The following is a 13,567-nucleotide window of genomic DNA, read 5'->3' on the forward strand; positions in this document are numbered from 1 at the left end:
GCGGCCGAGGGGGCAGCACCATGCAGACGCGACACCACACCCGGGCGGACACGGCCCACCACCACCCGCACGTGCACCGAGCCGGTACCGGCACCTGGCGCTGGCAGTGCGATTGCGGCGGCGCATCCTGCCGGACGGCCGCGTCCGGGCTGAGCTGGCGCCAGGCGGTCATCGCGGCACTCAACCACGCCACCTGCCTGGCGCCCTGACGAGAGACCTCCCTCACCGTCGGCGACACCTGAGCGGCACCTGACTCGGGCGCGACGCGCAGCACCCTAGGCTGGGCGTCGTGCTCGACCAGATCACCGCCACGCGCTACGTCACCCCCCTCAAGGAGGGTGGCTCCCTCCCGGGCATCGTCGAGGCCGACGACTTCGGCACGTATGTCGTGAAGTTCCGCGGAGCGGGGCAGGGCCTCAAGGTGCTCGTCGCCGAGGTCATCGTCGGCGAGCTGGCGCGGGCTCTGGACCTCAACGTCCCCCGCATGGCGGTGGTCGACCTCCAGGCGCCGATCGCCAAGTACGAGGCGGACGAGGAGGTCCAGGACCTGCTCACGGCCAGCCTCGGCCACAACCTCGGCATCGACTTCCTGCCCGGCTCGTTCGGGTACGACGGGTCGCGACCCCCCACCCCTGACACGGCCGCCGACATCCTGTGGCTCGACGCCTTCACCGCCAACGTCGACCGCACGTGGAGCAACCCCAATCTGCTGGTCTGGCACCGCAACCCGTGGCTGATCGACCACGGCGCCGCGTTGTACTTCCATCACGGCTGGCCAGGTCGTGGCGCCGATCCGCAGCGGTTCGCCGACCAGTCCTTCGACGCGAGCACGCACGTCCTGCGCGACGTCGCGTCGAGCACCGCCGCGGCCCACGAGCGCCTGTCACCCTCCATCACGGCAGAACTCCTTGCCGGTGTCGTCGACACGGTGCCCGATGGCTGGCTGGAGCAGGCACCCGGTCTGGACACCCCGGCAGCCGTTCGCGCGGCATACGTCGAACACCTGCTGGCCCGGGTCGCGAACCCGAAGGCCTGGCTCCCCGAGGACGCGTCATGACCCTCAACGGCTACCAGTACGTCGTGCTGCGCTGCGTACCGCGGGTGGAGAGGGAGGAGTTCCTCAACGTCGGCCTCGTCCTCTACAGCCAGGGTGCCGAGTTCCTCGAAGCTGCCTACCGCGTCGATGCGGCGCGGCTGCGCGCCTTCGCACCCCAGGTCGACGTCGACGACGTCGACGGGGCGCTCGAAACCATCTGCCAGGTATGCCGTGGGGTGACAGGGGGCGGGCTGCCCACCCTGGGTGGGCTCGGGCGCAGGTTCGGCTGGCTCAGCGCGCCCCGGAGCACGGTGGTCCAGCCCGGGCCCGTGCACGGGGGCCTCACGGCCGACCCGGCGAGTGAGCTGCGCGACCTCCTTCAGCGCCTCGTCGACTGACCCTTGGGGCGCAACGCCCACGCGGCCACGGCGCCCGCGGCTGCCACGTTGAGGGAGTCCACACCGCCGGCCATCGGGATGGTCACCGTCAGGTCGGCCGCGTCGAGGGTGTGGTGGGACAGCCCGTCGCCCTCGGTGCCGAGCACGAGGGCCAGCCGCTCCGGCGGGTCGGCGGCCAGCTCGTCGAGGCTCACCGCGTCGTCGGCCAGGGCCAGGGTCGCCACCGTGAACCCGGCACGCTGGAGGTCGGCGATGCCGCCCGGCCAGGGGTCGATGCGAGTCCAAGGCACCTGGAACACGGTGCCCATCGAGACGCGAATCGACCTGCGGTACAACGGATCGGCACACCGCGGCGTGACCAGGACCGCATCCACCCCGAGGGCCGCGGCCGAGCGGAAGACGGCACCCACGTTGGTGTGGTCGACGATGTCCTCGAGGATCAGCACCCGTCGGGCGTCAGCGACGAGGTCGACCACAGCCGGCAGCACGGGCCGCTGCATGGAGGCCAGTGCTCCGCGGTGCAGGTGGAAGCCGGTCAGCCGCTCGATGACGTCGTGCTCGCCGACGAAGACCGGGACGCCCCCAGCCTCGGCCTGCTCGACCAGGTCCGCCAGGTCGGTCAGCCACCGCTGCGCCATGAGGTAGCTGCGGGGTCGGTGTCCGGCCTCCAGGGCCCGGCGGATGACCTTCTCCGACTCGGCGATGTAGAGCCCGCGCTCGGGTTCGGTCCGGCGCCGCAACGCGACGTCGGTGAGCGAGACGTAGTCGGTCAGGCGGTCGTCGTCGGCGCTGGTGATGGCGATGGGCACGGCGAGCAGGCTAGGCCACCGCGGATTTCCCCGAAACGCCTGCTGCCGGCCACGCCATCGGTCTACCGTTTCCGCAGCACGGCTGCGCCCGACGCAGGGTCGGTGACCGCGGTTGGTACGAGGGGGCTCGCGATGCGTGGACGTGGATTCTGGGCGCGACTGATGACTGGTGCGGTCGTGGTCGCACCGTTGGCCCTGATGGCCGCCACGGCACCGGCCACAGCCGCCGGCGAGAGCGAGACGTACCTGTCGTACGTCAGCGCCCCCGGCGACTACATCGGCCAGGGACGGAGCGGCACCCTTGCTGCGCCCACGCAGTTCCGGATCAGCGGCACTGCAGGCTCGGTCACGGTGTCGGCCGACACGGGGACCGAGTGGTGGGACGTCACGCTCGCTGCCCCCACGGGCCAGCAACTGACGACCGGGTCCTACGAGAACGCCACCCGCGCTCCGTTCAACAGCACCTCCGGCGGCCTCTCGGTCACCTCGACCGGGCGCGGCTGCAACCAGGTCAAGGGTCGCTTCACGATCTTCGCGATCAGCGCGGACACCGGCGGACGCATCACCTCCCTCGACGCGACGCTCACCCAGTTCTGCGACAACAGCACCGGGAGCCTGACGGCCACCGTCAAGTACGCAGCGCCGTACGTCATCACGCCGGTCCTCACATCCTCCAACCCCAGCGTCGTGGCCGACCAGCCGGTCACGTTGACCGCCAGGACCTCGCCCGGCACGGCTGGCGGCGTCGTCTTCTACGACGCGGCCACCCCCATCGGCCAGGGCTCCTTCGACACGAACGGCACCGCGCGGCTCACCACCGACCGGCTCAGCCCGGGGACGCACTCGCTCTACGCGAAGGTCGGCACCGCCACCTCGGCCCGCCTGCTCCAGGAGGTCGCCGTCCCGGACACCTCCCTGTGGTTCGGGAGCGAGGCCGGCGACTACATCGGGCAGGGTGCCCTGGCCAGCTACCTGCCGCCGACGGCGACGTTGGCCGCCCGCGGGACGGCCGACTACGCCACCATCTCGGTGGACTCGCCCGAGACCGGGCAGTGGTGGACCCTCGACGTCGCAGCCCCGCCCGGCGAGACGCTGCAGCCCGGCTTCTACACCGGCGCGGTGCGGGCACCGTTCCGTGGGACGGGCCAGCCCGGTCTGAGCTTCTCGGGCACGGGGCGAGGCTGCAACACCCTGACTGGCACCTTCACGGTGCACAGCATCGCGACCGACTCCGCGGGCGCCATCACCAGCCTGGACGTGACGTTCCGGCAGTACTGCGACAACGCCGTGGCCGGCCTGACCGGTCGCGCCCGGTTCCACACCGTAGCCCCTGACCCGCGGGTCGCCTCCACGACCACCCTGACCGGCGGCTCGACCAGTGACGCCGGGGTGGCGCTGACTGCCACGGTGAACGGCGGAACTGCGGTCCCGACCGGTCTGGTGACCTTCCGCGAGGGCCAGACCACCCTCGGCACGGCAGAGCTCGACGGCAGCGGCAGGGCCTCCCTGCTCGTGCCCGGGCTAGCTCGGGGCAGTCACACCCTGAGCGCTGACTACGCCGGGAGCACGGCTCTCCTGCCGAGCAGCGGCGCGACCACGGTCGACGTCCCCGGCATCGCCACCACGACCACGATGTCCGTCGCCAAGACCGCCAAGACCAGCAAGCCCACGTCCGTCGCGGTGACCGTGACGGCCGGCTCCGGCCCACGGCCGGGGGGCACGGTGCGGCTCTACGACGGTGTGGAGCCGGTCGGGACCACCGCCACGCTCGTCGACGGCAAGGCCACGATCGTCTGGACACCGGTCGCCAAGGGCAACCACGCCCTGACGGTGAACTACCTGGGGAGCTCCACGCACGCCGAGTCGGTGTCGCCGGTCACGGTGGTCAAGGTCACCTGAGCCACCGGGGCGGTCCTGGCCTCAGCTGAACCAGATGATCTTGATGATCCCGACGACGCCGATGACCACGATGAGGCCACGCAACGCCACCGGTGGCAGGCGGCGGCCGACGGTCGAGCCGACCACTCCACCGAGCAGTGAACCAATCGCGATGAGCAGGACGACCAGCCAGTCGATCAGCTCGTGGGCGACGACGACGAAGACCACCGCCGCGACCGTGTTGACGACCAGTGCGAGGACGTTCTTGTAGCCGTTGAGGCGTTGCAGCGGCTCGCTGCTGAGGACGCTGAGGACGCCCATGAGGATCACGCCCTGGGCGGCGCCGAAGTACCCGCCGTAGACCCCGGCCACGAACACCGCCGCCATGAGCAGGATGGTCGTGGCTCCACCGCGGTGGACCGGATGGACCTCGTCGCCACCATCGCGCCGCGCGGCMGCGCGGCGCTGGATCGCCGGACCGAGGACGACGAGCAGGACCCCGATCGCGATGAGCACCGGGACGATGGCCGTGAACGCGGAGGCCGGCAACACGCGCAGCAGGACAGCCCCCGTGATGCCACCAGCAAGGGACATCGGAAGGAGCCGGCGGATGGCCGGACCGGCGCCCACGAGCTCCTTGCGGTATCCCCACGATCCGGTCACACCTCCGCCGACGAGGCCGATGTTGTTGGACATGTTGGCCGTGAGGGGCGGATAGCCGAAGAACAGCAGCGTCGGGAACGTGATCAGGGTGCCGGACCCGACGACGGTGTTGATGGTCCCTGCCGCGAGCCCCGCGAGGAAGATCCCGAGGGCTTCGAAGACGGACACCACGTCACCCTAGCGACGCGGCTCCCCCACCCAGACACAGGTATGCCGCCCGCGCGGGTGCGCGGGCGGCATACCGAGGTGGGGTGGAGGTCAGGCCGGGGGCGGCGGCTTGGGGCCCTCGTCGGTCTCCATGGGCGGGACCGCCGGCGGGGTCGGCGGCTCGAACTCAGGCACCGCGTCTGCCGAGGGGGGCATGGGTGGCTGCACTCGCTTCACCGGTGCGGCGTGCTCGGTGGCTTCCTGGCTGGCCCTGCCGGCCATCCCTCGTGCCTCGGCGAGGGCCTGCATCGGGTCCTCGAGCTGGGTCTCGTCGAACGCATCCTTGAGGGGACCGGGATCGACCCAGCCCTCGTCGTCGTCCGCCGCGCCACTGAACGGGCCGCCACCCTCACCACGCCCGAGCATGCCGCCGATGCCCTTGAGCGCGTCGGTGAGCTCGCTCGGGATGATCCACATCTTGTTGGCGTCGCCGCGGGCGATCTGCGGGAGCACCTGGAGGTACTGGTAGGCCAGGAGCTTCTGGGTGGGCTTGCCACGGTGGATCGCGTCGAAGACCTGCTGGATGGCGCGGGCCTGGCCCTGGGCCTCGAGGATGCGGGCCTGGGCGGAACCCTCGGCGCGCAGGATCTGGCTCTGCTTCTCACCTTCGGCGGTGAGGATCGCGGACTGCTTGGTGCCCTCGGCGTACAGGATCTGGGCACGACGCTCACGCTCGGCCTTCATCTGCTTCTCCATCGACTCCTGCACCGAGTGCGGCGGGTCGATGGCCTTGAGCTCGACGCGGTTGACGCGGATGCCCCACTTGCCGGTGGCCTCGTCGAGGACGCCACGCAGCTGGGCGTTGATCTGGTCGCGGCTGGTCAGCGTCTGCTCGAGGTCGAGCGAGCCGATGACGTTGCGCAAGGTGGTGACGGTGAGCTGCTCGATGCCCTGGATGAAGTTGGCGATCTCGTACACGGCCGACTTCGCGTCGATGACCGAGTAGTAGATGACCGTGTCGATGTTGACGACCAGGTTGTCCGAGGTGATCACCGGCTGCGGTGGGAACGAGACGACCTGCTCGCGCAGGTCGACGTTCGCGCGCACCTTGTCGACGAACGGCACCAGGAAGTGGATGCCGCCTTCGAGCGTGCGGGCGTAGCGGCCGAGCCGCTCGATGATCAGGGCAGTCTGCTGGGGCACGATGCGCACCGTGCGGAAGAGCACGATCAGCGCAAAGGCGACCAGGATCAGCAGGACGATGAAGCCTGCTCCAATGCCGTCCACGTCTACTCCGTTTTCTGACCCGCCGTGATGCCGGTGACGATCACGGTGGCCCCCTCGATTGATACAACCCGGACCTCTTGGCCGGGCTGGCATGTGGCGCCGCCTTGCGGCGTGCGGGCGGACCAGGTTTCCCCGCCCACCTTGACGCGACCGTCGGTCGCGGTGACCGCCTGCAGCACGCGCCCACTGCGGCCGACGAGACCGGGCGCGCCGATTCCGTGGCTGGCCTCGGCCACCATGAACTTCCTGGTGATGATCGGGCGCACGAGCAGCAGGAGCAGCCCTGCGACGACGACGGCAACGATGACCTGACCCGGGAACCCGATCCCGATCGCCGAAGCCCCCGCTCCGACGGCTGCCCCTCCGGCCAGCATGAGGAACACGAAGTCGACGGTGGCGGCCTCGATGGCCGCCAGGATCAGTGCCAGTCCCAGCCATGCGAGCCACGGATTCTCCGCGAACCAGTCCATGACACCCCTCCCTCTCAGTGGTCAGGCAACTCTAGGACGAAGGGGACGGTTCCGACGTTCCCTCGCCGACACGCAATCGCGCCGTCCACCGTTCGCCTCGACGCTCCAGCTCCAGGGGCATACCGAAGGTGGCCGACAGGTTGGCCTCGGTGAGGGTGATCTCGACCGGACCCTGGGCGACGATGCGTCCCTCGCGCAGCAGGAGGACGTCGGTGAAGTTGGGCGGGATCTCCTCGACGTGGTGGGTGACGAGGATCAGGGCCGGGGCCTCGAGGTCGCCTGCCAGGACGCCCAGCCTGCGGACGAGGTCCTCGCGACCACCGAGGTCGAGCCCGGCGGCTGGTTCGTCGAGCAGCATCAGCTCGGGGTCGGTCATCAGGGCGCGCGCGATCTGGACCCGCTTGCGCTCCCCCTCGGACAACGTGCCGTAGGTGCGGTCCGCCAGGTGGTCGGCGCCCAGCGCGACGAGCAGTTCGGACGCCCGGGCGTGGTCGAACGTCTCGTAGCTCTCCCGCCACCGGCCGACGACGCCGTAGGACGCGGTCACGACCACGTTGTGCACGACCTCGTCGAACGGGATCCGCTCGGCCAGGGCCGCGGAGGCCAGCCCGATGCGGGGCCGCAGCTCGAAGACGTCGACCGCCCCCAGCACCTCGCCGAGCACACCGGCCACGCCCGTGGTCGGGTGCATCCGTCCAGCGGCCAGCTGGAGCAGCGTCGTCTTGCCCGCGCCGTTCGGGCCGAGGATGACCCAGCGCTGCCCTTCCTCGACCTCCCAGGAGACGTCGTCGAGCAGGGTCGCCTGACCCCGGACGACGCTCACTCCTGCGAACTCAAGGACGTCACTCATGGGACCGGACCCTATCGGCTTAGGCTGGTGGGATGCCCGAACTCCCTGCGTCCGTGCGGCTTTCGCTGTGGACGACGCACGCGTGGGCCATGGACAGTCCCCTGGAGCGGTCGCTCGCACGCGCCCTCCCCGACATCGACCACGTCGCCGGTGACCTCGACCGCCTCGGTCTGTGGCGCGACCTCGGTGAGCAGGCTCTGCTCGTCGCCCTTCCGGCCCCTGGTGACCTCGTGGGTATGCCGGGTGCCTCCCCCGACGCGCAGGGCGCGGCCGCGTCGGTCGGTGAGTGTGTGTTCGTGCCCGGTCTCGGGGGCCTCCTCGTGCCCACTATCTCGACGTACGGCGCCGGTACCGACGGAGGCCTGGACGTCGGCACCAGGGTGGACTGGACGGCATACGACGCCGCCCCCGTGCCACGCCACCGGGTGGAGGCACTCGAGCCATCGCAGCTCGAACGTCACCTGCGTGAGGAGATCCGCGCGGCCACGGAAGCGATCGATGCGATCGGCGGTCAGCCGTTCGGCGCGGGCGCGGCCCGCGAGCTGGCCGACGCGGCGCTCGGTGGTCGCTGGGGGCTGCCGCCTGGCCTTCCGGCCCGCGCCGCTCGCGTCATCGCCCTCGCCGGGACCATCGACTCGGTGGTCGACGTCGCGCTCGTCGCGGGCGACGGGGCCCTCACCGCGGCCGAGGCTTCGTCGCGGCACCGCGTCCTGATGCGCCTGCAGCGGGCCTCCGAGCGTGCCCTCGCCGACGCGACCAACGCCGCGTGTGCCGTGCTGGCGGGATGGCGACCGGTCTGACCAGTCGGGCCTGACCCGTCGGCCCGACCCCTCGGCGACCGACAGCGCCGGCAACTAGACTCGGACGGCATGGCGGACCCCGCAATCATCCTGGTGTCGGAGCACCATGGCGACACGCTGCTCGAGGAGTTCCAGAGCAGGTACCAGCGCGACTACGACCTGCGCACCGCTGGTTCCTGTGCGGAGGCCGAGTCCATCGCCCGCGAGATCCGTGACCGTGGTGACCACGTGGCGTTGTTCGTCACGGACTCGCGGCTGCCGGATGTCGAGAGCGTCCACGAGGCATTCCACCGCTGGCGCCTGGTGGTCGCCACAGCCCGCCGCGTCGTAGCCGCCCCCTGGGAGTACTTCCTCGCAGACGGGCCCGGACTCCGGGCCGGCATGGCCAAGGGCAAGTACGACGCCTATCTGCTCATGCCTCGGGGCAAGCGCGACGAGGAGTTCCACAACGCGATCACCGACCTGCTGTCCGAGTGGACCTCGACCGTCCCCCAGCCCGAAGTCGTCGTCGCCAAGGTGATCTCGCCGACCCAGGACGGTCTCACGATGGCGATCCGCGACTTCCTCGACCGGATGGGCATGCAGAACCGCGTGTGGCATCCCGACGAGCCGGCACTGCAGGACTACCTCGCGGGGATCCGCGAGCAGCTCGGCGTGGACGAGCTGCGCTGGCCGGTGGTGACGGCCGCCAACCGGACACCGATCCAGGCCACGAGCGTCCGCGACGTCGCGATCGCGATCAACGGCCGGCCGCGCAGCTTCGAGCTCGACGAGGTCGTCGACCTGGCGGTCGTGGGCGCCGGCCCCGCTGGGCTCGCCGCCGCCGTGTACGGAGCATCGGAGGGACTGTCGGTCGTCGTGCTGGAGGCCGAGGCGATCGGCGGGCAGGCCGGCACCAGCTCGATGATCCGCAACTACCTCGGCTTTCCTCGTGGCATCTCGGGCATGCGGCTGGCCCAGCGCGCCCGCAACCAGGCCCTGCGTTTCGGGACCGAGTTCCTGACCGGCTGGGAGGTCACAGCTCTCGAACCCGGGACCGACGAGGCTCCCCACCTCCTGCGCACCGGCGGGGGCGACGTCCGGGCCAGGACCGTCCTCATCTCCAGCGGTGTGGCCTATCGCCGGCTGGGCGTCCCCTCGCTCGACGCCCTGGTGGGCGCTGGCGTCAACTACGGCGCGGCTATGACTGCGGCCCGCGAGATGGAGGGCTACGACGTCGTCGTGGTCGGCGGCGGCAACTCCGCCGGTCAGGCAGCCCTCCACCTGGCTCGGTTCGCGAAGTCGGTGACGATCGTCGTGCGGCGGAGCGGGCTCGGGGAGACGATGTCGAAGTACCTCATCGATGAGATGGCCTACACCGAGCACATCACCGTGCTGCCCTGCACCCGCGTCGTGGACGGTGGTGGCGAGGGCCAGCTGGAGTGGCTGTGCCTCGAGGACACCACCACCGGGAGGACGACGACCAGGCAGGCACGGGGCCTGTTCCTGCTGCTCGGGGCCGAGCCGCGCTGCGACTGGCTGCCGCCAGAGCTGGCTCGCGACAAGCACAGCTTCGTGCTCACTGGGCGCGACGTCCCTCGCGACCGGTGGACCGATGGCGTGCCACCTCCGAACCTGGCCACCACGCTGCCCGGGATCTTCGCAGCAGGCGACATCCGCGCCGGCTCGATGAAACGGGTCGCCTCGGCGAGTGGAGAAGGGGCGTCGGTCGTTCCGCTCGTCCACGCCTACCTGTCTCCGACGACAGAGGAGGCCCCGACGACAGAGGAGGCCCGGACCATGGAGGACGACAGGACGGCAACCCCGGTGTCGTAGGCCCGGTTGCCGGCCTAGGGCTGAGCCGCCAGCACTCGCCGGCGCAGCACCTCGAGGTACACCTGGTTGGTGCGCTCCCCGATGGTCGCCCAGGAGAACGAGTCGACGGCCCGCTTGCGCCCGGCCAGTCCCATCGCGTCGGCTCGCGCCGGGTCGCTGACGGCGTTGGTCAACGCCGCGGCGAGGTCAGCCACGAACCGGTCCGCGTCGAGCGGTATGCCGCTGCCGTCCTGCTTCTGGTCGATCGGCACCAACCAGCCGGTCTCGCCGTCCACGACGACCTCGGGTATGCCGCCCGTCGCGGTGGCCACGACGGGGAGCTCGCACGCCATCGCCTCGAGGTTGACGATGCCCAGCGGCTCGTAGATCGACGGGCAGGCGAAAACCGTTGCAGCAGAGAGAAGTGCGACGACCTCTCCCCGCGGGAGCATCTCGGGGATCCAGACGACGCCTTCGCGGGTCGCCTTGAGCTCGTCCATCAGGCTCGTCACCTCAGCCATGATCTCGGGGGTGTCCGGCGCCCCGGCGCAGAGCACCAGCTGCACGTCGGGTGGCAGCTTGGCGGCCGCCTTCAGCAGGTAGGGCAGGCCCTTCTGCCGGGTGATGCGGCCGACGAAGATGACCGACTTCCCGTCAGGGTCGACCCCGTGCCGGCGCACCGTGTCGTCGTCGCGGTGGCGCTGCCACAGCTGGGAGTCGATGCCGTTGTGGACGACCTTGACCCGCTCCGGGTCGATCGAGGGATAGCTGCGCAGGACGTCCTGGCGCATGCCCTCGCTCACGGCGATCACGGCGTCGGCTGCCTCGTAGGCGGTGCGCTCCATGAACGACGACACGCGGTAGCCGCCACCGAGCTGCTCGGCCTTCCACGGACGCATCGGCTCGAGGCTGTGGGCGCTCACCACGTGGGGCATGCCCCCGAGCAGTGACGCCACGTGGCCGCCGAAGTTGGCGTACCACGTGTGCGAGTGGACCAGGTCGGCCCCGACACAGTCACCGGCCATCGCCAGGTCGACGCCCATCGTCCGGACGGCCGCGTTCGCGGCACCCAGGTCCGGCAGGTCGGCATACCCCGTCGTGCCCTCCTCGGACACCGGCTCGCCGAACGCTCGGACCCGTGCATCGATGTCGCCGCGGTCGCGCAGCGCGCGCACCAGCTCGGCCACGTGCACCCCCGCGCCACCGTAGATGTTGGGCGGGTACTCCTTGGTCAGGATGTCGACTCTCACCTTCGCGAGCGTAGCCGGGTTCGCTCTCTGAGGGACACCTGCCGGACAGGGGTCGCCGCGAGGCGCTGCAGTCCCTAGGGTCGGCACATGGCGTACAAGTCTGGTGGACCCAAGGTTCTGGCCATCGTGCTCGCGGGCGGGGAGGGCAAGCGGTTGATGCCGCTGACCGCAGACCGTGCGAAACCGGCGGTGCCGTTCGGGGGGATCTACCGGCTCATCGACTTCGCACTGAGCAATATCGTCAACAGCGGCTACCTCAAGGTCGTCGTGCTGACGCAGTACAAGTCGCACAGCCTCGACCGCCACGTCACCAAGACCTGGCGGATGTCCACGATGCTCGGCAACTACGTCGCGCCCGTGCCGGCTCAGCAGCGCATCGACAAGAACTGGTACCTCGGGTCGGCCAACGCCATCTACCAGAGCCTCAACCTGGTCCACGACGAGAAGCCCGACATCGTCGTCGTCGTCGGAGCCGACCACGTCTATCGGATGGACTTCTCCCAGATGGTGGCGCAGCACATCGAGACCGGCGCGGGCGTGACGGTGGCCGCGATCCGCCAGCCGATCGCCCTGGCCGACCAGTTCGGGGTCATCGAGGTCGACGACGACGACCGACGCAAGATCGGCGCCTTCAAGGAGAAGCCCAAGGACGCGAAGGGCCTGCCCGACTCCCCCGACGAGGTGCTGGCCTCGATGGGCAACTACGTGTTCAACACCGACGTGCTCATCGACGCCGTGACGCGGGACGACACCCGCGAGGGAAGCAAGCACGACATGGGCGGCGACATCGTGCCCGACTTCGTCGACCGGGGCGAGGGCTACGTCTACGACTTCAAGGACAACGTCATCCCGGGTGCCACCCCACGCGACCAGGCCTACTGGCGCGACGTCGGGACCATGGACTCCTACTGGGACGCCCACATGGACCTCGTCTCCATCCACCCCGTCTTCAACCTCTACAACTACGACTGGCCGATCTACACCGACTACGGCCCGCTCGCGCCGGCCAAGCTGGTGCACGGCGCCGCCGGCAAGTTCGGCGAGGCGCACAACTCGGCGGTCTCCCCCGGTGTCGTCATCTCCGGGGCGACGGTCACCAACTCGGTGCTGTCGCCGCGCTGCCACATCCACAGCGGCACCACCATCGACGACAGCGTGCTCCTGGACGGCGTCGAGGTCGGACGCGGGTGCGTCATCAAGCGCGCCATCATCGACAAGGGCGTCGTGGTACCCGAGGACACCTCGATCGGCGTCGACCACGACCACGACCGGGAGCGCGGGTTCATGGTCACCGAGTCGGGGCTGACGGTCATCGCCAAGTTCCAGGAAGTCACCGCATGACCGATGCCAACCGCCCGATCCGGATCGGGGTCCAGCTCCAGCCCCAGCACGCCGAGTACGCGTTGATCCGCCGGGCCGCGGCGGAGGCCGAGGAGATCGGCGTCGACGTCGTCTTCAACTGGGATCACTTCTACCCGCTCTACGGCGAGCGGGACGGTGCGCACTTCGAGTGCTGGACGATGCTGGGTGCCTGGGCCGAGGCGACGTCCCGCGTCGAGATCGGCGCACTGGTCACCTGCAACAGCTACCGCAACCCCCAGCTGCTCGCCGACATGGCCCGAACCGTCGACCACATCAGTGGGGGGCGGCTCATCCTCGGCATCGGCTCGGGCTGGTTCGAGAAGGACTACGACGAGTACGGCTACGACTTCGGGACGGCCGGCGGACGGTTGAACAACCTCGCCCGCGACCTGCCGCTGGTCAAGCAGCGGTGGGCCAGGCTCAACCCGGCCCCGACGCGCGACATCCCGGTCCTGATCGGGGGTGGCGGCGAACGCAAGACCCTCAAGATCGTCGCCGAGCACGCGACCATCTGGCACGGCTTCGGTGGACCCGAGACGATCGCCCACAAGCACGCCGTCCTCGACGACTGGTGCGCGAGGATCGGGCGCGACCCCGCCGAGATCGAGCGGTCGGCCGGTGTCTCCGCCAGGCCGGGTCGCCACCCGGAGCAGGTCGCCGACTACGCCGCCGGGGCCGAGGCCTTGTATGCCGTGGGCACGCGCCTTTTCACCGTCGGGATCGGTGGTCCGAAGTACGACCTCGGACCGGTGCGCGACCTCGTCGCCTGGCGAGACTCCCGCAACGCCTGACCCGGTCGGAAGTCCCCGGCATTCCCTGGGGC

Annotated in this window: 13 protein-coding genes; 7 read left to right on the forward strand and 6 right to left on the reverse strand. The window is 70.2% G+C overall.

Features of this window, described 5'->3' with window-relative positions; all coding sequences use genetic code 11:
* Window positions 1–289: 289 nt before the first annotated feature.
* Together AC1DYG_RS00135 and AC1DYG_RS00140 are read left to right on the forward strand one after the other, a co-directional pair.
* Window positions 290–1,057, forward strand: a complete 768-nt coding sequence (locus AC1DYG_RS00135) for a HipA family kinase (protein WP_477637880.1) — start codon at window positions 290–292, stop codon at window positions 1,055–1,057.
* Entirely contained in the window at window positions 1,054–1,434 is a 381-nt protein-coding gene (locus AC1DYG_RS00140) for a DUF3037 domain-containing protein (RefSeq protein WP_477637881.1), read from the forward strand. Before AC1DYG_RS00135 ends, AC1DYG_RS00140 begins: the two co-directional genes overlap by 4 nt.
* Here AC1DYG_RS00140 and AC1DYG_RS00145 read toward each other — a convergent pair.
* Complete coding sequence (locus AC1DYG_RS00145) at window positions 1,416–2,243, reverse strand: TrmH family RNA methyltransferase (protein WP_477637882.1); 828 nt, start codon at window positions 2,241–2,243, stop codon at window positions 1,416–1,418. The genes AC1DYG_RS00140 and AC1DYG_RS00145 overlap by 19 nt on opposite strands.
* A 132-nt stretch (window positions 2,244–2,375) precedes the next feature.
* Between AC1DYG_RS00145 and AC1DYG_RS00150 the strand changes: the two genes are divergently transcribed.
* Window positions 2,376–4,142 (forward strand): Ig-like domain-containing protein, encoded by a 1,767-nt coding sequence (locus AC1DYG_RS00150; RefSeq protein ID WP_477637883.1) that lies wholly within the window; start codon window positions 2,376–2,378, stop codon window positions 4,140–4,142.
* A 21-nt stretch (window positions 4,143–4,163) separates the two neighbouring features.
* Here AC1DYG_RS00150 and AC1DYG_RS00155 read toward each other — a convergent pair whose 3' ends face one another.
* From AC1DYG_RS00155 to AC1DYG_RS00170, 4 genes are all read right to left on the reverse strand, one after another.
* A complete protein-coding gene (locus tag AC1DYG_RS00155; RefSeq protein ID WP_477637884.1) occupies window positions 4,164–4,952 on the reverse strand; it encodes a sulfite exporter TauE/SafE family protein in 789 nt (262 codons plus the stop codon).
* A gap of 90 nt (window positions 4,953–5,042) precedes the next feature.
* Entirely contained in the window at window positions 5,043–6,209 is a 1,167-nt protein-coding gene (locus tag AC1DYG_RS00160; RefSeq protein WP_477638212.1) for an SPFH domain-containing protein, read from the reverse strand.
* A gap of 11 nt (window positions 6,210–6,220) precedes the next feature.
* A complete protein-coding gene (locus AC1DYG_RS00165) occupies window positions 6,221–6,688 on the reverse strand; it encodes an NfeD family protein (RefSeq protein ID WP_477637885.1) in 468 nt (155 codons plus the stop codon).
* Between the two features lie 31 nt (window positions 6,689–6,719).
* Entirely contained in the window at window positions 6,720–7,538 is an 819-nt protein-coding gene (locus AC1DYG_RS00170; RefSeq protein ID WP_477637886.1) for an ABC transporter ATP-binding protein, read from the reverse strand.
* Window positions 7,539–7,570: 32 nt separating this feature from the next.
* Here AC1DYG_RS00170 and AC1DYG_RS00175 point away from each other — a divergent pair, with 32 nt between their 5' ends.
* Entirely contained in the window at window positions 7,571–8,338 is a 768-nt protein-coding gene (locus tag AC1DYG_RS00175) for a hypothetical protein (RefSeq protein WP_477637887.1), read from the forward strand.
* Between the two features lie 69 nt (window positions 8,339–8,407).
* Window positions 8,408–10,153 carry an NAD(P)/FAD-dependent oxidoreductase gene (locus tag AC1DYG_RS00180; RefSeq protein ID WP_477637888.1) on the forward strand — a complete coding sequence of 582 codons (1,746 nt, stop codon included), beginning with the start codon at window positions 8,408–8,410 and terminating at the stop codon, window positions 10,151–10,153.
* 14 nt (window positions 10,154–10,167) lie between these two features.
* Here the strand turns inward: AC1DYG_RS00180 and glgA are convergent, their stop codons facing one another.
* Complete coding sequence (gene glgA / locus AC1DYG_RS00185; RefSeq protein ID WP_477637889.1) at window positions 10,168–11,382, reverse strand: glycogen synthase; 1,215 nt, start codon at window positions 11,380–11,382, stop codon at window positions 10,168–10,170.
* 87 nt (window positions 11,383–11,469) lie between these two features.
* Between glgA and glgC the strand changes: the two genes are divergently transcribed.
* Both glgC and AC1DYG_RS00195 read left to right on the forward strand, forming a co-directional pair.
* On the forward strand, window positions 11,470–12,723 hold the full coding sequence (glgC, locus tag AC1DYG_RS00190) for a glucose-1-phosphate adenylyltransferase (protein ID WP_477637890.1): 1,254 nt from the start codon (window positions 11,470–11,472) through the stop codon (window positions 12,721–12,723).
* A complete protein-coding gene (locus tag AC1DYG_RS00195) occupies window positions 12,720–13,535 on the forward strand; it encodes an LLM class F420-dependent oxidoreductase (protein ID WP_477637891.1) in 816 nt (271 codons plus the stop codon). The genes glgC and AC1DYG_RS00195 overlap by 4 nt, the downstream gene beginning before the upstream one ends.
* Window positions 13,536–13,567 lie beyond the last annotated feature (32 nt).

It is taken from the genome of Pedococcus sp. P1_H8, assembly GCF_056405175.1.

What these genes read in the sequence shown, in the direction of transcription:
- AC1DYG_RS00170 (WP_477637886.1), bottom strand. Translation starts at nt 7,538, where the DNA reads ATGAGTGACGTCCTTGAGTTCGCAGGAGTGAGCGTCGTCCGGGGTCAG.
- AC1DYG_RS00165 (WP_477637885.1), bottom strand. Translation starts at nt 6,688, where the DNA reads ATGGACTGGTTCGCGGAGAATCCGTGGCTCGCATGGCTGGGACTGGCA.
- AC1DYG_RS00140 (WP_477637881.1), top strand. Translation starts at nt 1,054, where the DNA reads ATGACCCTCAACGGCTACCAGTACGTCGTGCTGCGCTGCGTACCGCGG.
- AC1DYG_RS00180 (WP_477637888.1), top strand. Translation starts at nt 8,408, where the DNA reads ATGGCGGACCCCGCAATCATCCTGGTGTCGGAGCACCATGGCGACACG.
- AC1DYG_RS00150 (WP_477637883.1), top strand. Translation starts at nt 2,376, where the DNA reads ATGCGTGGACGTGGATTCTGGGCGCGACTGATGACTGGTGCGGTCGTG.
- AC1DYG_RS00195 (WP_477637891.1), top strand. Translation starts at nt 12,720, where the DNA reads ATGACCGATGCCAACCGCCCGATCCGGATCGGGGTCCAGCTCCAGCCC.
- glgC (WP_477637890.1), top strand. Translation starts at nt 11,470, where the DNA reads ATGGCGTACAAGTCTGGTGGACCCAAGGTTCTGGCCATCGTGCTCGCG.
- AC1DYG_RS00175 (WP_477637887.1), top strand. Translation starts at nt 7,571, where the DNA reads ATGCCCGAACTCCCTGCGTCCGTGCGGCTTTCGCTGTGGACGACGCAC.